A 19,179-nucleotide genomic window follows, 5' to 3' on the forward strand; every position below is an offset into this window, starting at 1 on the left:
CAATGACAGTTGAGTGCACCCGGCTGAAATCCGGGCTGACAGTAGTGACAGAAACCATGCCGCACCTTGAAAGTGTTGCGCTCGGAGTCTGGATCAAATCGGGATCGCGTAACGAGACGGAAGACGAGCACGGCATCGCCCACCTGCTCGAACACATGGCTTTCAAGGGCACGGCGCGTCGCAGCGCCCGTGAGATCGCCGAGGAAATCGAGGATGTCGGCGGCGAAGTCAATGCCGCGACATCGACCGAAACGACCTCCTATTACGCCCGTGTGCTGAAGGACTACGTACCGCTCGCCGTCGACATCCTCGCCGACATTCTGACGGAATCGGCCTTCGAGGAAGAGGAGCTGGAACGTGAGAAGCAGGTGATCCTGCAGGAGATCAACGCCGCCAACGACACGCCAGACGACGTGGTATTCGACCGGTTCTCCGAGGTAGCCTATCGCGACCAGACGCTCGGCCGGGCCATCCTCGGCACGCCGGAGACCGTCGTCTCCTTCACGCCGCAGCAGATCCGCGCCTATCTCGGCCGCAACTACACCACCGATCGCATGTTCGTCGTCGCCACCGGCGCCGTCGAGCATGAAGAATTCCTGCGCATGGTCGAGGATCGTTTTGCCAGCCTGCCGACTGCGCCTTCCGCGCCGCCGGTGATGGAAGCGGCGCGTTATATCGGCGGCAGCGTGCGCGAACCGCGCGACCTGATGGACGCGCAGATCCTGCTCGGCTTCGAGGGCAAACCCTATCACGCCCGCGATTTCTACTGTTCGCAGATCCTTGCCAATATCCTTGGCGGCGGCATGTCCTCCAGGCTGTTCCAGGAAGTGCGCGAATTCCGCGGCCTCTGTTATTCCGTCTATGCCTTCCACTGGGGCTTTTCCGATACCGGCATCTTCGGCATTCATGCGGCGACCGGCGGCGAAAACCTGCCGGAGCTGGTGCCCGTCATCATCGACGAGCTGCACAAATCCGCCGAGCAGATCCACCAGAAGGAAATCGAGCGCGCCCGCGCCCAGATCCGCGCCCAATTGCTGATGGGCCAGGAAAGCCCGGCCTCGCGCGCCGGCCAGATCGCCAGGCAGATGATGCTGTACGGCCGGCCGATCTCCAATACGGAGATGATGGAACGGCTTGAGGGCATCACTATCGACCGGCTGACCGATCTCGCCGGCCGGCTGTTCTACGACACGGTGCCGACGCTTTCGGCGATCGGGCCGCTGGAACAGCTCGCGCCGATGGAAGACATCACCGCTTCGCTTTCGGTCCCGGCACCGAAGACGATGCAGGCCGGCCGCTGAGCCGGCGTTCGTCCTGCCGGGAGTGATCGATGCCAAAATCGGTGTTTCGGTTTCTGTCGCGGCAACCGGAAGCGGTGGAGCTGCAGAACGACAGATATTTCTTGCGCCTGCCGCGCTACCAGGATTTCAACCAGTGGCACCGGCTGCGCGCCGAAAGCCGCAAGTTCCTGGAACCCTGGGAGCCGACCTGGCGGCGCGACGAGCTGACGGAGGGCGCCTATCGCGCCCGCGTCATCCGCGGCAAGCAGGAATATGCCTCGGGCCAGGCAATCCCGCTGTTCATTTTCCTGAAAGACGACATGACGCTCGTCGGCGGCATCACCATCGGCTATATCAGGCGGGGTGCGGCACAAAGCTGCATGATCGGCTACTGGATGGGCGAACGCCATGCCGGCCAGGGGCATATGTTCGCCGCCCTTCAATTGGTTATTCCTTACATCTTCGCCGGGCTTGAGTTGCACCGTATCGAAGCAGCCTGTATTCCAGATAACGCGCGCAGCATTCGCCTGCTAGAAAAGGCCGGGTTTCAGCAGGAAGGCTATCTGCGCGGATACTTGAAGATCAACGGTCAGTGGCATGACCATGTGATGTTTTCACGTCTCGCCACCGATACGGATAAAGGCAGGAAAACCGACAGCCGATGACCAGAGACCGCATGCTGCCCAAGTCACCGTCCGGACGAGTGATCGCGGTGATCGCAGCCCTTTTGCTGGCAGCGTTCGCCTTGGTGGCGGGTGCTGCCCAGGCGGCCGAACCGGTGAAGATTTCCCGTGACGATACTGCGCTCGACCTGACGGCGACCACCGAAATCTACGTCAACCAGGGCGAGGCTTTCCAGGTTTCGACGGCTGCCGGCGCCGACGGCATCCGCCGCCGCATCGAGGTCAGGGCAAGCTCGGAGAACCACCAGGGTGACTGGGCGGTGTTTGCGCTTGCCAATGTCTCGGAGGAGCAGCTCGAGCGCGTCATCGTCGCGCCGCATTTCCGCTTGGTCAATTCCAAGCTGTTCTGGCCGGATCTCGGCTCGCAGCGCATCAGCGCCATCACGCCGAGCGAAGGTTTTGCGCTTGATCGGCAGCCGAGCGACGAGGCCGACGTCTTCCGCATCACGCTCAATCCCGGCGCCGTCATCACCTTCGTCGCCGAGCTGTCGACGCCGGAACTGCCGCAGATCTATCTCTGGGAACCGAACGCCTACAAGGACACGATCAACGCCTTCACGCTCTATCGCGGCATCGTGCTCGGCATTGCGGGGCTGCTCGCCGTGTTCCTGACCATCCTCTTCGTCGTCAAGGGCACCTCGATGCTGCCGGCGACGGCCGCGCTTGCCTGGGCGGTGCTCGGCTATATCTGCGTCGACTTCGGTTTTCTCGGCAAGCTGATCAGCGTCGCCTCGGCCGACCAGCGAATATGGCGCGCCTGCGCCGAAGTGGCGCTGGCCTCGAGTTTCGTCATCTTCCTGTTCACCTATCTCAACCTCAACCGCTGGCATGCGCATCTCGGTTACGCCACACTTGCCTGGGTACTAGGCCTTGCCCTGCTCTTCGGCGTGGCGATCTACGATCCGTCGATCGCGGCCGGCATCGCCAGGCTGTCCTTCGCGCTGACGGCGGCGACCGGCCTGCTGCTGATCATCTATCTCGGCTTCAACCGCTATGACCGCGCCATCCTCCTGGTGCCCGCCTGGGCGCTGACGCTCGTCTGGCTGTTCGGGGCGTGGCTGACGGTCACTGGCCGGCTCGACAATGACATCATCCAGCCGGCACTCGGCGGCGGCCTGGTGCTCATCGTGCTGCTGATCGGCTTCACCGTCATGCAGCATGCTTTTGCCGGCGGCGCCTTCCAGCAGGGATTGTTTTCCGATCTCGAACGGCAATCGCTGGCGCTGACCGGCTCCGGCGACATGGTGTGGGATTGGGACGTGGCGCGCGACCGCGTCGTCACCATTCCCGACGTTTCGGTCAAGCTCGGCCTGTCGCCGGGCACCATGCATGGGGCGGCCCGCAACTGGCTGCCGCGGCTGCATCCAGACGACCGCGACCGCTTCCGCGCCACGCTCGACGTGCTTCTCGAACACCGGCGCGGGCGACTGAACCACGAGTTCCGCATCCGCGCCGAGGACGGGCATTTCCACTGGCTGCTAATCCGCGCCCGGCCGGTGCTCGGCTCCAACGGCGAGATCATCCGCTGCGTCGGCACGATCGTCGACGTGACCGAGCAGAAGAACTCGGTCGAGCGGCTGTTGCACGATGCGCTGCACGACAATCTCACCGGATTGCCGAACCGGCAGGTGTTCCTCGATCGGCTGCAGTCGGTGCTGGCGCTGGCGCCGGGCGGCGATACGCTGAGGCCGACGGTGATGGTGATCGACATCGACCGCTACAAGCTGGTCAATGATGCGCTCGGGGTGGCCGCCGGCGACAATATCCTCATCGCGCTGACGCGGCGCCTGCGCCGGCTGATGAAACCGCAGGACACGCTGGCGCGGCTTGCCGGCGACCAGTTCGGCCTCATCCTGGTGTCCGAGCACAATCCGGCCAAGGTCGCCGATTTCGCCGATGCGGTCAGCAAGGCGATCATGGTGCCGATCAACTTCGCCAACCGCGAGATCATCCTGACGGCCTCGATCGGGCTCGCCTCCTGGGTGGACCGGCAGGAGAGCGCCACCGGCCTGCTCAGCGACGCCGAGCTTGCCATGTACCGGGCAAAACGCGCCGGCGGCAACCGTGTCGAGCCGTTCCAGCCGGCCTTCCGCGATTTCGGCACCGACCGGCTGCAGCTCGAAACGGACCTGCGCCGCGCCATCGAGCGCAAGGAATTGTCGATGGTCTATCAGCCGATCGCCCGGCTTGAAGATGTCGAGGTCGCCGGCTTCGAGGCGCTGATGCGCTGGGAACATCCCAAGCGCGGCAATATCCCGCCATCCGAATTCATTCCGATCGCCGAGGCCTCCGATCTCATCGGCCCGCTCGGCATGTTCGCGCTGGAACAGGCGACCAACGATCTGATGAGCTGGCAGAACCAGACCGGCGAATTGCCGATCTTCGTGTCGATCAATCTGTCGAGCGTCCAGTTGCTCAACAACGAGCTCTATGACGATGTGCGCTCGGTTCTCGCCAAGACGCATTGCCAGCCCTCGCGCATCAAGCTCGAACTGACGGAATCCATGGTGATGGAAAACCCGGAACAGGCCCGGCTGGTGCTGCAAAAGCTGAAAGAAGCCGGCATCGGGCTGGCGCTCGACGACTTCGGCACCGGCTATTCCTCGCTGTCCTATCTCACGCGCTTTCCCTTCGACATGATCAAGCTCGACAAGTCCCTGGTGCGGGATGGCAGCGACAAGAAGGCAACCGTGCTCCGATCGGTCATCTCGATGGCGCGCGAACTGGAGATGAAGGTGGTGGCCGAGGGGATCGAATCCAACGAGGATGCGATCGAACTCGCCAAGATGGGCTGCAGCTACGGACAGAGCTATCTCTTCGGGCCGCCGATCCCGTCGGAATCGGTGCTGCGGCTGCTTCGCGAGCGCTTTCCGCTGACCAAGCGGGCGTGACCGGGCGGCCGGTTCTCAGCGTTCGACAGGAACGCTTAATCCGACCTTCACCCGGTCCATCGCCACGAATGTGCGAAAGCGCTTGACGTTGTTGTTGCCGAAAAACAGCCGCCGCGTCAGAGCCTCGTAATCCGCCATTGTGGGGACGACGATGACCAGAATGAAATCCACCTCGCCGGTGACGTAGTAACACTGCTGGATTTCGGGCGCGGCCGCGAATTGGCTTTTTGCCTGTTCGATCTGTTCCGATGTTTCGCTGATGACCTCGACCTCCACGAAGATGGTGATCGATTGGCCGAGCGCCGTCGGGTCGAGAACGGCGACGTTCGCCTGGATGATCCCATCCTCCGCCATGCGTTTGATCCGGCGTTGGACGGCAGGCGCTGACAGGCCGACGGCTTCGCCGATCGTCCGCTGCGGCGTCGTATTGTCCCTCTGGAGGATCGCCAGGATCTTGCGGTCGAAAACATCCAGCTGCGGGGATTTGACCGGTCGGCTCAAATTGAGGCTCCAACGAAACAAACTTGCAAAATCACCCTCGAAATACAGCGCCTTTTTCATGTCGCCTGCAATATGTTTCAACCGACAAGGCAAGTGAGGTGCGCATGTTTCTGTTGAACAGCAATTCCGACTATCGTCGCCCGCTCGACCCGCGCGACGCCGAAATCCTCGGCCTGGAGGCCGCCGCCGCAGTCGAGCGCCACCTGGCATTCCGGGAAAACCATGCGGAAACGCCTCTGCTCGCTCTGCCAGGGCTGGCAGCCGAACTCGGTGTCGGCTCGATTCATATGAAAGACGAAGGCCATCGCCTCGGCCTCGGGAGCTTCAAGGCGCTTGGCGGCGCCTACGCGGTGATCCGGCTCGTCCTCGATGAGGCGACAAATCGGCTGGGCCGCGCGATCGATATCTCGGAATTGCATTCTTCGCATGTCCGCAATACCGCCGAGACGATGACAGTCGCCTGCGCCACGGATGGCAATCACGGCCGGTCTGTTGCCCAAGGCGCGCAGCTTGTGGGCGCCCGGGCGGCGATTTTCGTGCATTCCGGTGTCAGCGACGAACGCGTCGCCGCCATCGCCCGCTTCGGCGCGGAGATGATCCGTGTGGACGGGACCTATGACGATTCAGTTCGCCAGGCCGCGCGTATTGCCGAAGAAAAAGGCTGGACAATCGTGTCGGACACCTCATGGCCGGGTTATGAGCGCATTCCCGGACTGGTGATGCAGGGCTATACCGCCCTTGTCCGGGAGGCCCTGAGAGCTATGCCGCAGCAGCCCACTCATGTCTTCGTTCAGGCCGGTGTCGGCGGGATCGCCGCCGCTGTCGCAGGCCACATGGCCATCGCCTTCGGCGACCGACGTCCGACCTTCATCGTTGTCGATCCCGCCCGCGCCGCCTGCCTGTTCGAAACGGCGCGAGCCGGACATCCGGTGACCGTCGCCCATGGCGAACCGACCGTGATGGCGATGCTCGAATGTTACGAACCTTCGCTCATTGCCTGGCGTATTCTCTCCCGGGTTGCCGATGCATTCATGACGGTGGATGAAGACAACGCGATCTCGGTGATGAGGCGACTGGCCGATCCCGCCGGAAACGATCCGGCGATCGTCGCCGGCGAAAGCGGCGGCGTCGGGCTTGCCGGGCTGATCAGCGCCGTCGGCAATCCCGAGATCAAGAAGGCATTGTCGCTCCATGGACAATCCCGCATCTTCCTGGTGAATACCGAAGGCGCGACCGATCCCGGCAAATATCGAGAGATCGTCGGGTTATCACCCGCCGCGGTCGCCGCGAAAGCCAGGACCGGAGCGTCGCAATGAGCAAGCGTTCGATCGATGCCTCTCGTCTGCTCGGGCGCATCTCCGAACTCGGCGAGATCGGCCGCGATGCCGATGGCAGGCTTGTCCGATTGGCGGCGTCGGATAGCGAAAAGCTTGGACGCGATCGGTTGGTCTCCTGGCTTGAGGAAGCCGGGCTGGACGTCGCCGTCGACAGGATCGGCAATGTCTTCGGCATCTGGAATGCCGCCGGCGTCGGGGAAGAGCCGATCATGATCGGTTCCCACATCGACACGGTCATCAATGCCGGCATCTATGATGGATGTTATGGCGTGCTGGCCGGCCTCGAGGTGATCCAGACGCTGAAAAGCCAAGGCTTCGAACCGTCGCGCCCGATTGTCGTTGCCGCCTTCACCAATGAGGAAGGGGTGCGCTATGCCCCCGACATGATGGGTTCGCTGGTCTATTCCGGCGGCCTCGATGTGGCTGCTGCGCTGGCGACGGTGGGGACCGACGGGACGGTGCTCGGCGATGAACTGGCGCGGATCGGCTATGCCGGCAACCATGCGCCCGGCTTCATGACGCCGCACGCCTATGTCGAACTGCATATCGAGCAGGGCCCTGTTCTCGAGCGGGAGGGCATGTCGGTCGGAGCGGTCGAGGATCTGCAGGGTATTTCCTGGCAGAAAGTGACCATCGACGGCGATGCCAACCATGCAGGTACGACACCGATCTCGATGCGCCGCGACGCCGGCTATGCGGCTGCCCGTGTCATCACCTTTCTGCGCGACCGCGCGAAAGCGTCGAACACCCCGACTGTCGCGACCGTCGGCTGCATCGCCTTCGAACCGAATGCCGTCAATGTCATACCTTCACGCGCGACGTTCACGATCGATCTGCGTGATCCGGACGACGACCGCCTCAGGCAAGAGGAAGAGGCGCTCGCTGCATTCCTCGAGCTGTTGGCGGCCGACGAGAAGGTGGGCGTCTCCGTCGAACGATTGGCAAGGTTCGAGCCGGTCAAGTTCGACGTGGCGATCGTTCGCCTGATCGAGGCTGCCGCCAGGGATCGGGGACTGGCGTGCAGGCGCATGACATCAGGGGCTGGCCACGACGCCCAGATGATCGCCCGTATCGCGCCGAGCGCGATGATCTTCGTGCCGAGCCGCAGTGGCATCAGTCACAATCCGAAGGAATTCACCGCCGATGAGGACCTCGTCGCGGGAGCCAATATCCTGCTCGACGTCGTTTGCGGGCTTGCAACAGGGGAACTGCCGAAATGAGCGTCGACGACAAGATCCTGGAACAGGACATGATCGCCTGGCGGCGCGACCTTCACAGCCATCCCGAGTTCGGTTTCGAGGAGAAGCGGACGGCGGCTTTCGTCGCGCAAAAACTCAGAGAGTTCGGGCTCGACGAGGTTGTCGAAGGTGTTGGCGGCACAGGGGTTGTCGGAACCCTCAAGCGTGGCGGCGGCAACCGTTCCATCGCGCTGCGCGCCGACATGGATGCCCTCAGAATCACCGAACAGGGCGATAAATCCTATCGTTCGCAGACCGCCGGTGTGATGCACGCCTGCGGCCATGACGGCCATACCGCGATGCTGCTCGGCGCCGCCAGGATGCTGTCGGCGGACGGCGATTTCGACGGCACCGTGCGGTTCATTTTTCAGCCTGCCGAGGAGTGGGGCAAGGGCGCGTTGGCGATGCTCGGCGATGGGCTGATGACGCGCTTTCCCTTCGACGAGATCTACGGGCTGCACAATATGCCGGGTCTTGCGGTCGGCGTCTTCCAGACCCGCGTCGGCCCGATCATGTCGGCGGAAGACAATTTCGAAATCGTGCTCAAGGGCGTCGGCGGACATGCCGCGCGCCCCCACTCCGGCAACGAAGTCCTGGTTGCCGCCTGCGCGCTGGTGACCAACCTGCAGACAATCGTTTCCCGCAGGCTCGACCCCACCGATATCGGCGTCGTCTCGGTGACGGAACTGCTGACCGACGGCACCCGCAACGCGCTGCCGGGACTGGCGCGCATTCTGGGCGACGCCCGCAGCTTCCGCCCCGAGGTCAGCGCGGCGATCGAAAAGCAGATGCGCCTCATCGCGGAGGGTACAGCCCTCGCCCACAATGTTTCGGCCGAGGTGACCTATACGAGAGAATTCGTTCCGCTGCTCAATGATCCCGCCCTGGTCGAGGAAGCCTTTGCCGCAGCCCGCGACGTCTTCCCCGCCGAGAACATCAAGGTCCGGCGTGAACCGATGACCGGATCGGAAGATTTCGCGCGCTTCCTCGACCATGTCCCCGGCTGCTTCGTCTTCCTGGGCAATGGCGAAGGGTCCGCGCCGCTTCACAATCCGAACTACGATTTCAACGACGCCGGACTGCTGCATGGCGCCAATTTCCACGCGAGCATTGTTCGCAGACGTCTGGGGGCAAACTGACATCCGATCGGTCGCGGCCCGCCGTCCGCATTACGCGGGTGGAGGAGAGCATTTGCAACCGCCTCCGACAAATCATTGACCAACGGCCTGCGATGTGCACCTCTCATGGCTTGCACAAGGAAAATCCGATGCTCAAGTTTCTGCTCACCCTCTCCTTGGGTGTTTTTTGCGTCTCGCCGCTTCAAGCCGGCGACATCACTCCGGTCACCAAGACTTGCCTGCCGGGGGCAAAACAGGTGCACTGCGAGCGCTGGGTCAAGGATTTCAAGACAGCCATGGACCTGGCGCATAAGGGTGACCACGGCGCCCAGGAGACCGTTGCCTTCTGCCTGTCGACAAGCTGCCATGGTGCCGTTGCCATCGACAGGGTCGCTTCCTGCAGCTGGCACCTCGTCATCGCCAATTCAGGCGCTGCGACCGTGCTCGATGGTTCCAACCTCAGGAACACCTGCCGGCCGATGACGCCGGCCGAGAAAGATCAAGCCCGCGCCTTGTCTCGCGACCTCGTGCAGAAGATCTACAAGCGCCCCATGGTCACCACCGATCAGATGTAATCTTCCCGAGGAAAACCGATAACCTCGCCGCCGTCGTCTGCCGCTTCGGCCTGGGCGGCGCAATGTCGGGCGGGCATCGATTGGCATCAGCGCCTTTGCGGCCGGGGCTCGCCGCCGCAACGTCTCCGTGAAAATAAATCTCATTGCCCTCCCGGCTTTCGCCGCTATTCTGCCGACACAGAATCGGGAGGACCACGGATGATCCTGCACTGCGTATTCCTGCGGCTGAAGACCGCGATGACGAACGAGGACAAGCAGTCGCTGTTCGAAGCCATCGTCGCCCTGAAACAAGTCATTCCCGGCATATTGGATATCAAATACGGGCCGAATGTTTCACCCGAGGGCCTGCATGCCGGCTTCGTCGACGGTTTTGCCGTCACCTTCGAAAGCCCCGAGGCGCGCGATGCCTATCTCATCCATCCCGAACATGTGATCGTCGGCGAACGCATCGTCTCGTCGACAGACGGCGGCCTTGCCGGCATTTTGGTCTTCGACCTCAACATCTGAGGCCAGCCGGCGCCGCACCCGACGCGATGCCTGCCGGCCGGTTTCCGGCATAACTCCAAAGTTCTATCGATCTCGCCATCGGCATCCGCGTCGTTTCAAGGGACGCGGAAGCTGCTGAACTGCTGTGGAGGTTCGCCACTGCCGTTGACGATATTTTGGCTGCCAAGGGTGTCGAGGGCCGAGAGATTGCTTGATAAGCGGCGATCGGCGCACGGCTCTTGGCCCTCGATTATCAGCTCGATTTCGCCATGGCGGCGGCGAGCTGATCGACATTGTAGCGGAACATCTTCTCGTAGGTCGGCGCCGGCCCCTTGGCGTCGGAGAGCGATTCGACATAGAGCTCGCCGCCCGGCTCCGCGCCGGTTGCCTTGGCCACCTGTTTGACAAGGCGCGGATCGTTGGAATTCTCGAAGAAATAGGCCTTCACGTGTTCGGTTTTGATCTGTTCGATCAGCTTGGCGACGTCGGCGGCAGAGGCCTCGCTTTTGGTAGACAGGCCAAGCGGCGCCAGGAAGCTGACATTATATTCGCGGCCGAAATAGGCGAAGGCATCATGGCTGGTCAGCACCTTGCGGCGATCCTCGGCGATGCCGTCGAATTTCGCGTGGGCGTAAGCGTTCAGCTCGTCCAGCGTCTTGATATATTTCTCGGCATTGGCCTTGAAGGCTGCAGCGTCGGCCGGATCGGCCGATGACAGCGCCTTTTCGATATTGGCGACCCAGATCTTGACGTTGACCGGGCTGTTCCAGACATGCGGATCGGTGATTTTTTCGCCGTCCTCTTCCATGGTGCTGACGTCGATGCCCTCGGAGACCGTGACCGGCTTGCCCTTATAGCCCGAGGCGGTGATCAGCCGGTCCATCCAACCTTCCAGCCCTTCGCCGCTGACGAAGGTCACCTCAGCCGCGTTCAGATTCTTGGCGTCGGCCGGCGACGGCTCGAATTCGTGGGGATCGCCGTTCGGCCCGACCAGGCTCGTCACCTTGACATGGTCGCCGCCGACCTGCTTGACGACATCGGCAAGCACGGTGAAGGAGGCCACCACCTTCAGCGTTTGCGCGGAGGCGGGCATGGCCGATAGCGCCATCAAAGCAGGGATTGCTGCGGAGAGAAGCAGTCTGTGCGGGGTCATCGAAGTCTCCTTGGGGTCAGCCCTTCAGATGCGGGCGGGGAAAGAAGCGCCTGAGAAGGCCGGAGGGCGCGAAAAGAATGGAAAAGCCGTAAAAGATCGCCGCCGTCATGATGATCGTCGGGCCGGAGGCGAGTTCGAGATGGTAGGAAGCGATCAGGCCGAGATAGCCGGAAGCGGCCGCACTGACGGCCGCAATCGCCATCATCACGGGCAGGCTGCGCGACCAGAGCTGGGCGACGGCCGCCGGCAGCATCATCAGCCCGACCGCCATCAGCGTGCCGAGCGCCTGGAAACTGGCGACGAGGTTCAACACCACCAGCAGCAGGAAGAGCACATGATAGACGGGCCCGCGGCCGCCGACGGCGCGCAGGAAACCCGGATCGAAGCATTCGGCCACCAGCGGCCGGTAGATAACGGCAAGGACGATAAGGGTCAGCGAGGCGATCGCGCCGATCAGATAAAGCGCCGAAGCATCGATCGCCAGGATGGTGCCGAAGAGTACATGCAGCAGATCGATATTCGAGCCGCGCAGCGAGACGATCAGCACGCCGAGCGCCAGGGATGCGAGATAGAAGCTGGCAAAACTCGCATCCTCCTGCAGCACGGTCATTCGGCTGACGGCGCCCGATAGCAGCGCCACCGACAGGCCGGCGACAAGGCCGCCGAGGCCCATCGCCGTCAGCGACAAGGAGCCCGCGACGAGATAACCGATCGCCGCCCCGGGCAGCACGGCATGGCTCATGGCGTCGCCCATCAGGCTCATGCGCCTGAGCATCAGAAAGACGCCGATCGGACCCGAGCCGAGCCCGAGGCAAAGGCAGGCGACAAGGGCGCGGCGCATGAAACCGAAATCGGCAAAAGGCGCGAGGAAGAGATCGTAAGCCGTCATGCCGCCGGCACCTCTTGCGGGTCACAGGTCTCGGCATCCTCATCCCAGCGCTCGGCCATGGCGCGCGCCTTCATGAGATTGGCAGAGGACATGACGTCGGCAGTCGGCCCCCAGCCGACCAGTTCGCGGGCAAGCAGCAGCGTGTCCGGGAAATGCGCCCGGACGAGCTCGAAATCATGCAGCACGGCGATGATGGTGCGGCCCTCGCCGTGCCAGCGGCTGACGATATCGATGAGATCCTTGGTGGTGCGGGCATCGATCGCGGTAAACGGCTCGTCGAGCAGAATGATGCCGGCATCCTGCAGCAGCAGGCGGGCAAACAGCACACGCTGGAACTGGCCTGAAGACAGCGAGCCGACATGCCGCTTTCCGAAGCCCTCGAGCCCGACGGCCGATAGCGCCTCGCCTGCCCTTTTACCTCGGCAGCCGCGATGCGGCCGAAAGCCCCCGTCTTCTTCCAAGCGCCGAGCATCACCGTATCGATCACCGAAATCGGAAACCGCCGGTCGATCTCGGCCGCCTGTGGCAGGTAGCCGAATTCCGCCCGCCCCAGACGATGCTCCACCCTGCCTTCGGCCGGCCGAAGCTCACCCATTATCGCCTTCAGCAGCGTCGATTTGCCCGCCCCATTCGGCCCGGCAATCGCCGTCAGGCTGCCCTTGGCGAAGGCGCCGGAGACATGATGGATAGCGGGGTGCCGGTGATAGGCGACCGTCAGATTGTCGAGACGGATCAGCGGCGTCATGGCAGGCGAACCGCCCAGTCAATGACGAGCCAGAGGAGCGCGACGACGAGCATCATGCCAATCACCCTTGATAAACCCGACTGTGCCAGCAGGCTGACGGAAGGGCGATCGGGGCTTGTGGGCATGGCTGATCCTACAATGTAATAACATTACGGTTATGTTATAACGATTGCGGCGAGATTGAGGCGGCTTCGTGAACTGCGGCCATTTGACAGTAAGCGCTTCGGAGGCAGGCATCAGCGGACAAGTGCTCAAGGTCAAGCCTAGGCGTGAAGGTTGCTAAGGCGATCGACGGAGGCGCAATGCGTTCGCATTATGCCAAACATCGCTGCCCTTGCTCCAAGGGCAGCCCCACTCACCGTCGTCCTCGGGCTTGACCCGAGGATCCACTCTGCCCTCGATCGGCACCGGTCGTGGATCCCAGGCTCGGCGGCCTGGGATGACGGAGAGCGGGGAGCGTTTCTGCCAAACTCGCCGTCGGCGCTTGCCGCTCATCCGCCTGCCGGCACCTTCCCCGCCTCGCGGGGCGAAGGGGACTGCCCCGACCTCTCCGTCCCTCGCCCACCTCTCGCCGAGACCCCTGGCTCGACCCCGGTCAGGTTAGGGTGAGGGGCAGGCATCCGCACGACGGAACAGCCGTGGCCCAGGAGGACAAAGGGTGCGTCCGCCAACTTGCCAGCGCGACGAGTGCCTAGACAACAACCAAAAAGGGCGACCGAAACGGCCGCCCCTTCATCTCTCGGGAATGAAAGCTTAGAGCAGTTCCAGCATCGCCGCCGCACCGGAAACCGTCGCCTGGCCGGGGCTTTCCTCGATGTTGAGGGCTTTGACGACGCCGTCTTCGACCAGCATCGAATAGCGCTTGGAGCGCAGACCGAGGCCGCCAGCGGAGAGGTCGGCATCGAGACCGACGGCCTTGGTGAAGCCTGCGTCCCAATCGGCGAGGAAGTGGATCTTGCCCATGCCGCCGGAGGATTGCGCCCAGGCGCCCATGACGTGCCAGTCGTTGACTGATATGACAGCGATATCGTCGACGCCCTTGCCGAGGATGGTGTCGCGGTTTTCGAGATAACCGGGCAGGTGGTTCAGCGAACAGGTGGGCGTGAAGGCGCCCGGCACGGCGAAGAGCACAACGCGCTTGCCGGCAAAGAGCTGTTCGGTGGTGATTTCGACCGGGCCGTCGGCGGTCTTTTCCTTGAAGGTGGCGGCAGGAAGCTTGTCGCCGATTGCGATGGTCATGGTTTTCTCCTGAATTCCGGCTTGTTGGGTTCTGGCCTGGTGACGGCGGGAGCCGCAGCGGTCGAGGCGACTATAGGTCCCGGTTACTCAAAGGCAAGCGTGGTCTCCATCGCCTTGTCGCCGTCGATAACCAGCACACCCCAGCGTTTACCCGATATATCGTAGCCCTTCGGCAGTTTGCCGATTGCTATGTCGGTCTTGAAGGCGACGCCGTCGCGTTTGCCGCCGATCTGCTTGGTGTAGGCATAACCGCTCGGGCCGGTGACGATGATATCCGGCGCAGCCCTGCCCGCCGGCAAGGCGAGCGTCAGCGACAGCGTTTTCCGATCGGGCGAGATCGCATGCGCGGTCACACCGAAATCGGCCGAGGGCGGCTGCGGCAGGCTCGCATCGGCCGCCGCAAGGATCGCCTCTTCCTGCGGGTGCGACTGGATGGCAGGGCCGAGCTTCAGCTGGAAATTCGCCTGGAAGGGAATGCAGATCTCTTTGCAGATGCCGATAAAGGCCATGGCGTCGATCTCGACGGGACCTTTGCCCGCGGCCTTGAGCGACAGCGGCAGCGTCACCGGCGCGTCATAGGCGATATCCTCGATCGCACCGTTGAAAAAATGCTTGGGAACGGGATAGGCGATGGCATCGAGCGTGACGCCGCTGCCCGCCGCGATCGTCACCTGGGGCGGAATGCCATTGCCGCCGGGCTCTTTCCAATAGGTGATCCAGCCGGGTTTCGGCTCGATCTGCAGGGCGGCGCGGATTTTGCCGGCGGCATCGGGCGCCAGCGCCACCAGGCGCATGCGGCCGCCCTCGTTCTCGGCCCAGGCGCTCATTTCCGCGTGGGCCGAACGATGGGCGGCGAGGGCCGCTCCCACTGAGATGACCGCAATCAAAAGCCGGCGCGGGACTGAGGAAATAATCATCATGGAACAACGGTTTACCGAAACTGAGGTTTCGCCGCCAGAAGTCGCGGCGATTAAATCTTCATTTTCAGTTGATTGATGTGTGACATTGGCCCATGTTTCTCTTGTCAAGGCCTCAATGCGGTTGGCAGCAGGAGGAACGATGTCCTTATCGACGCTGAAGAACAGACGGGAACGTGGCTTCTTCGATGGCCAGTTCCTCATCGCCATGCCCGGCATCGAGGACCGCAATTTTGCGCGCACGGTGATTTATATCTGCGCGCATTCGGATGCCGGCGCCATGGGCTTCGTCATCAACCGCCCGCAGAGCCTCACCTTCACCGATGTGCTGCTGCATCTCGACATGATCAAGCAGGAAGATTCGATCGTGCTGCCGCAGCGCGCTCGCGACTTCCCGATCCAGACCGGCGGCCCGGTGGAAAGCGGCCGCGGCTTCGTGCTGCATTCAGACGATTATTCCAGCGACTCCTCGATCCCCGTCAGCGACGACATCTGTCTGACAGCGACGCTCGATATCGTGCGCGCCATCTCCAAGGGCGATGGGCCGGCGCGGGCGACCATGCTGCTCGGCTACTCCTCCTGGTCGGCCGGCCAGCTCGAAAACGAGGTGGTCAATAATGGATGGCTCACCTGCCCGGCCAATGAGGAACTGATCTTCGACCGCAGCCTCGACGACAAATACGAGCGGGCGCTCGCCGGCATGGGCGTGACCGCCGCCATGCTTTCGGCCGAAGCCGGCCATGCCTGAGGTGGCTGGCTCGAAGATAGCGGGAACGAATAGCCGCAACTGACGTTTCATTTCGGCAAACACGGGCAAAAGCCCCATGCTTGACGAAGGAGACATCACATATGGGTAGCACCAGCGACAAGATTTCAGGCAAGGCCAACGAAATTGCCGGCAAGACCAAGCAGGCCGTCGGCAAGGCCGCGGATAATCGCGAAATGCAGGCCAAGGGCGCCGTTCAGGAAGCCAAAGGCAAGGGACAGGTCGCAACCGGCAAGGTCAAGGACAAGCTCAAGGGCGCCGTCGACCGGCTCTGAGCCACAGGCTTATCCGTCATCAACCATGCCTGCTGCGCCCTCGCGCGGCAGGCATTTTTAATCCGCACCCTCATGCCCTGCAGAGATAGACACGATGAAGCTTTTCGCCTGCGACAATTGCGATCAGGTCGTCCATTTCGACAACCGTCAATGCGTGCGCTGCAACCATCGGCTCGGCTTCCTGCCCGGCGATCTCGCCATGCATGCGCTGGAGCCGCGCGAGGAGACGGTGTGGCAGCTCGTCTCCAACCCAGAGCGGGAGGTGCGCTTCTGCGCCAATGCCGGCCTCGACATCTGCAACTGGCTGGTGGACGGCGATGAGGCGGGCGAATTCTGCGTGGCCTGCCGCCACAACCGGCTGGTTCCGAACACCGATACCCAGAACGGCATCGATCGCTGGCGGCGCATCAGCCAGGCGCAGCGCCATCTGTTTTATTCGCTGCTGCGCTGGCGGCTGCCGCATCCCGATCGGGTGCAAGATCCGGAAAGCGGGCTGGTCTTCGATTTCCTCGAGGATTCGATCGAGAGCAACGGTTATGTCGTGCCGGCCATGACCGGCCACGAGGAAGGGCTGATCACCATCCGCGCCGCCGAGGCCGACGATGCAACGCGCGAACAGGCGCGCAGCTCGATGAACGAACCCTATCGCACCCTGCTCGGCCACTTCCGCCACGAGACCGGTCATTTCATCTGGAACAAGCTGGTGCGCGACCGCGATGGCCTGGCGGAATTCCGCGCCGTCTTCGGCGACGAACGGCAGGATTATGCCGCGGCCCTGCAAAACCACTATGCCGGCGGCGCGCCCTTGGGATGGCAGGACAATTTCATCAGCGCCTATGCCGCCTCCCACCCTTGGGAGGATTTCGCCGAATGTTTCGCCCATTACCTCCATATCGTCGACACACTCGAAACCGCCCGCGCCTTCGGCATCGCCATCGACCCGCGCGGCCACGAGGAAATCGCCGGCGAAGTGGATTTCCTCCCCTACCGGGCAGAGAACGCCGAACAGCTGGTCAGCGCCTGGGTGCCGCTCAGCATCGCAATCAACGCCATTCAGCGCAGCATGGGCCAGCCGGACTCCTACCCCTTCGTGCTGTCCTCGCCGGTCGTGGCGAAACTCGAATATCTGCACCGGCTGATCCAGGGTGCTGCGACGGCGCGGCAGGGGTGAGGCGCCGCACATCTCCGCCCTCATTCCTGCGCTCGTCACAGGAATCCAGCCACCGCGCGTCTGCGCGGTGAATAGCTCAATGCCAGTTTGACAAGAGTCCCCCGCGCCCAAGGACTTGGGCGCTCTGGATTCCTGTGACAGACACAGAATGTAGGAGCAAGGGCAAATCCATCCCGCCCATTGTCGGTTTCCAAAACCCGATATAAGCCCTTTGCGCAATACCCCTGGAGGATGCAGTGATATGGACGATGCCGCTCGAACCATGATCGTGCTGGATGCCAGCCAATCCCGCTTCCAGTTGCGGGCCGGCGCTTTGATCCGCTCCCATGGCCACATCCTCATTCATCGCGTCGTCGGCGACATTTTCTGGGTGCTGCCCGGAGGACGCGTGGAATTTCACGAGGCGGGCGCCGAAACGCTCGCACGCGAAATAGAAGAGGAAATCGGCTGCCCGGCGACAGTAGGACCGCTGCGCTTCGTCATCGAGAATTTCTTCGAATCGGCCGGACGAAGGGTGCATGAAGTCGGTTTCTATTATGAGGCGCAGCTGATGACCGCCCTTCCCTTCCATGAGAGCGATATCGTCCACCGTGTCCGCGACGGCGCTGCCGATCTGGAATTTCGCTGGGCTTTACCAAGCCGGGCCGCCCTCGACCAGTTCGACCTGCAACCAATGCCGCTGCGTGAGCTGATCGAGACTATGCCCGACGGCGTCCAACACCTGGTGCGGCGCGATATAGCCCAGGAATGACATCATCGGCCAAATTCGTGTTCCAGCAGACCCATCATGACATCGTCGTGCCAGGCGCCGTTTACAAAGGCTGCCTCGCGTTCTCTGCCTTCCTCGACAAAGCCGCATTTCCGGTAGGCGCGAATTGCCCTTTGGTTGTAGCGCAACACACGAACGCCAATGCGATGAAGTCGCAAGGGACCGAACGCGTGTCCGAGCAGAACTGAAATTGCTTCGCTTCCCAGTCCTTTGCCAAGGGCGTTCCGGTCATAGATGCCTATGGCCATCGACGCTCGCCGATCATGTATATCCAACCGATCTAGCCGTATCACACCGAGCAGCGCTTCTCTCGCCTCGATAATCCAGGCATGAGGATGTTCGACAATTCCCTGTACCCAATTTTCCGCCGACGCCCGCGAGACGGTGGGCACGTCATCGCGGCTGATGCCGAACATCTCGAATATGTCGATGTCGTTTCCCAGCCGAAATCTTGAGTCGATATCCCCCTCTTTGGGTGGACGGAGCGTCACATTTGCCCCCGTCAGCGTCGATGTCACCTTAAGCACCTCCAAATTCAGTACCCGTGTCGATGAAGCCGGAGGCACTCCTGGGCAACCGATCGGTGAAACGCGTTACCGCTTCGCGATCCTGCAACAGCCACTTTGGACCTGAAAAGCCAGAATACAGCTGGGCATGCGCGTCAAACGAATTCCAGTTGTTCTTTCGTATCCTGTATTCCGCCACCCACTTGAGCAAGCCGGCAAACTGCGTCTCTGACTCACCGCCTTGAATCCCCCTCTCTTTGACATTGGCGATGCACGCCTCTACGGGCAGATCGATCCAGATCAACGCGGTCACGCGGCCGAGGACCATGTTCACCAATTGGCCATAGACCCCTTCGATAACCCAGCTTTCCGCTTCGGCCGCCGTCTTGACCATCGCGTCTCTGAGTGTCCTATGGCGAGCGGTGCCGTCACCGCCCGGTTCCCAATGGATATCGTCAAGATGGATGATGGGCCGGCGAAGTTGCTCACCGAGGCGACGGGAAAGCCACGTCTTGCCGGTCCCGCCGTTTCCCATAATGAGGACCCGCTCGAACGTATCTGATCGGTTGGTAAGCTCCATTCGCGGCTCCTGCGTGAGGACTTCCACGTAATTTTAGCGGGAATTTTCTGGGTGGTTCAA

The 19,179-nt window shown here is 62.4% G+C and carries 19 protein-coding genes and 1 pseudogene; 12 read left to right on the plus strand and 8 right to left on the minus strand.

Annotation, left to right across the window (positions count from 1 at the left end; translation table 11 throughout):
- The first annotated feature begins 2 nt into the window (after nucleotides 1-2).
- The 3 genes from FFM81_RS16105 to FFM81_RS16115 are packed head-to-tail and all read left to right on the plus strand — an operon-like array spanning nucleotide 3 to nucleotide 4,854.
- The gene (locus FFM81_RS16105; RefSeq protein WP_003569808.1) at nucleotides 3-1,301 is read left to right on the plus strand and encodes a M16 family metallopeptidase; all 1,299 of its coding nucleotides are present in this window, start codon (nucleotides 3-5) and stop codon (nucleotides 1,299-1,301) included.
- Nucleotides 1,302-1,330: 29 nt separating this feature from the next.
- Nucleotides 1,331-1,945: a GNAT family N-acetyltransferase gene (locus FFM81_RS16110; RefSeq protein ID WP_003569810.1), complete on the plus strand. Its 615-nt coding sequence runs from the start codon at nucleotides 1,331-1,333 to the stop codon at nucleotides 1,943-1,945.
- Nucleotides 1,942-4,854 (plus strand): sensor domain-containing phosphodiesterase, encoded by a 2,913-nt coding sequence (locus FFM81_RS16115; protein ID WP_025415520.1) that lies wholly within the window; start codon nucleotides 1,942-1,944, stop codon nucleotides 4,852-4,854. Before FFM81_RS16110 ends, FFM81_RS16115 begins: the two co-directional genes overlap by 4 nt.
- Before the next feature lie 15 nt (nucleotides 4,855-4,869).
- Here the strand turns inward: FFM81_RS16115 and FFM81_RS16120 are convergent, their stop codons facing one another.
- Complete coding sequence (locus FFM81_RS16120; RefSeq protein WP_097537286.1) at nucleotides 4,870-5,355, minus strand: Lrp/AsnC family transcriptional regulator; 486 nt, start codon at nucleotides 5,353-5,355, stop codon at nucleotides 4,870-4,872.
- Nucleotides 5,356-5,459: 104 nt separating this feature from the next.
- On the opposite strand from FFM81_RS16120, the gene FFM81_RS16125 reads away from it, so the two are divergent.
- From FFM81_RS16125 to FFM81_RS16145, 5 genes are all read left to right on the plus strand, one after another.
- Entirely contained in the window at nucleotides 5,460-6,671 is a 1,212-nt protein-coding gene (locus tag FFM81_RS16125; RefSeq protein ID WP_138385121.1) for a diaminopropionate ammonia-lyase, read from the plus strand.
- A complete protein-coding gene (locus FFM81_RS16130) occupies nucleotides 6,668-7,912 on the plus strand; it encodes a Zn-dependent hydrolase (protein ID WP_138385120.1) in 1,245 nt (414 codons plus the stop codon). Before FFM81_RS16125 ends, FFM81_RS16130 begins: the two co-directional genes overlap by 4 nt.
- Nucleotides 7,909-9,069 carry a M20 aminoacylase family protein gene (locus FFM81_RS16135; protein ID WP_138385119.1) on the plus strand — a complete coding sequence of 387 codons (1,161 nt, stop codon included), beginning with the start codon at nucleotides 7,909-7,911 and terminating at the stop codon, nucleotides 9,067-9,069. The genes FFM81_RS16130 and FFM81_RS16135 overlap by 4 nt, the downstream gene beginning before the upstream one ends.
- A gap of 128 nt (nucleotides 9,070-9,197) precedes the next feature.
- A complete protein-coding gene (locus FFM81_RS16140; protein WP_003569817.1) occupies nucleotides 9,198-9,623 on the plus strand; it encodes a hypothetical protein in 426 nt (141 codons plus the stop codon).
- A 198-nt stretch (nucleotides 9,624-9,821) separates the two neighbouring features.
- Nucleotides 9,822-10,130 (plus strand): Dabb family protein, encoded by a 309-nt coding sequence (locus tag FFM81_RS16145; protein ID WP_003569818.1) that lies wholly within the window; start codon nucleotides 9,822-9,824, stop codon nucleotides 10,128-10,130.
- Between the two features lie 232 nt (nucleotides 10,131-10,362).
- Here FFM81_RS16145 and FFM81_RS16150 read toward each other — a convergent pair whose 3' ends face one another.
- The 5 genes and pseudogenes from FFM81_RS16150 to FFM81_RS16170 all read right to left on the minus strand — a co-directional run bounded on the left by FFM81_RS16150 (nucleotide 10,363) and on the right by FFM81_RS16170 (nucleotide 15,055).
- Nucleotides 10,363-11,262 carry a metal ABC transporter solute-binding protein, Zn/Mn family gene (locus tag FFM81_RS16150; protein ID WP_138385118.1) on the minus strand — a complete coding sequence of 300 codons (900 nt, stop codon included), beginning with the start codon at nucleotides 11,260-11,262 and terminating at the stop codon, nucleotides 10,363-10,365.
- 16 nt (nucleotides 11,263-11,278) lie between these two features.
- Entirely contained in the window at nucleotides 11,279-12,151 is an 873-nt protein-coding gene (locus FFM81_RS16155) for a metal ABC transporter permease (RefSeq protein ID WP_025415514.1), read from the minus strand.
- Nucleotides 12,148-12,896 (minus strand): annotated as a pseudogene (locus tag FFM81_RS16160) (metal ABC transporter ATP-binding protein). The gene FFM81_RS16155 and the pseudogene FFM81_RS16160 overlap by 4 nt, the downstream one beginning before the upstream one ends.
- 753 nt (nucleotides 12,897-13,649) lie before the next feature.
- Entirely contained in the window at nucleotides 13,650-14,135 is a 486-nt protein-coding gene (locus FFM81_RS16165) for a peroxiredoxin (protein ID WP_003569825.1), read from the minus strand.
- 83 nt (nucleotides 14,136-14,218) lie between these two features.
- Nucleotides 14,219-15,055 (minus strand): protein-disulfide reductase DsbD domain-containing protein, encoded by an 837-nt coding sequence (locus FFM81_RS16170; RefSeq protein ID WP_003569827.1) that lies wholly within the window; start codon nucleotides 15,053-15,055, stop codon nucleotides 14,219-14,221.
- 139 nt (nucleotides 15,056-15,194) lie between these two features.
- Between FFM81_RS16170 and FFM81_RS16175 the strand changes: the two genes are divergently transcribed.
- The 4 genes from FFM81_RS16175 to FFM81_RS16190 all read left to right on the plus strand — a co-directional run bounded on the left by FFM81_RS16175 (nucleotide 15,195) and on the right by FFM81_RS16190 (nucleotide 18,015).
- Complete coding sequence (locus tag FFM81_RS16175) at nucleotides 15,195-15,800, plus strand: YqgE/AlgH family protein (RefSeq protein ID WP_003569829.1); 606 nt, start codon at nucleotides 15,195-15,197, stop codon at nucleotides 15,798-15,800.
- A 101-nt stretch (nucleotides 15,801-15,901) separates the two neighbouring features.
- Nucleotides 15,902-16,093 (plus strand): CsbD family protein, encoded by a 192-nt coding sequence (locus FFM81_RS16180; RefSeq protein ID WP_003569831.1) that lies wholly within the window; start codon nucleotides 15,902-15,904, stop codon nucleotides 16,091-16,093.
- Nucleotides 16,094-16,187: 94 nt separating this feature from the next.
- Nucleotides 16,188-17,264: a zinc-binding metallopeptidase family protein gene (locus tag FFM81_RS16185; RefSeq protein ID WP_003569832.1), complete on the plus strand. Its 1,077-nt coding sequence runs from the start codon at nucleotides 16,188-16,190 to the stop codon at nucleotides 17,262-17,264.
- A 241-nt stretch (nucleotides 17,265-17,505) separates the two neighbouring features.
- Nucleotides 17,506-18,015, plus strand: coding sequence for an NUDIX hydrolase (locus tag FFM81_RS16190; RefSeq protein ID WP_138385116.1), 510 nt, complete (start codon nucleotides 17,506-17,508; stop codon nucleotides 18,013-18,015).
- A gap of 2 nt (nucleotides 18,016-18,017) precedes the next feature.
- Here the strand turns inward: FFM81_RS16190 and FFM81_RS16195 are convergent, their stop codons facing one another.
- Nucleotides 18,018-18,551: a GNAT family N-acetyltransferase gene (locus FFM81_RS16195; RefSeq protein WP_138385115.1), complete on the minus strand. Its 534-nt coding sequence runs from the start codon at nucleotides 18,549-18,551 to the stop codon at nucleotides 18,018-18,020.
- Between the two features lies 1 nt (nucleotide 18,552).
- Nucleotides 18,553-19,119 carry a P-loop NTPase family protein gene (locus tag FFM81_RS16200; RefSeq protein WP_138385114.1) on the minus strand — a complete coding sequence of 189 codons (567 nt, stop codon included), beginning with the start codon at nucleotides 19,117-19,119 and terminating at the stop codon, nucleotides 18,553-18,555.
- Nucleotides 19,120-19,179 lie beyond the last annotated feature (60 nt).

The organism is Rhizobium hidalgonense (assembly GCF_005862185.2).
GTDB lineage: Bacteria > Pseudomonadota > Alphaproteobacteria > Rhizobiales > Rhizobiaceae > Rhizobium > Rhizobium hidalgonense.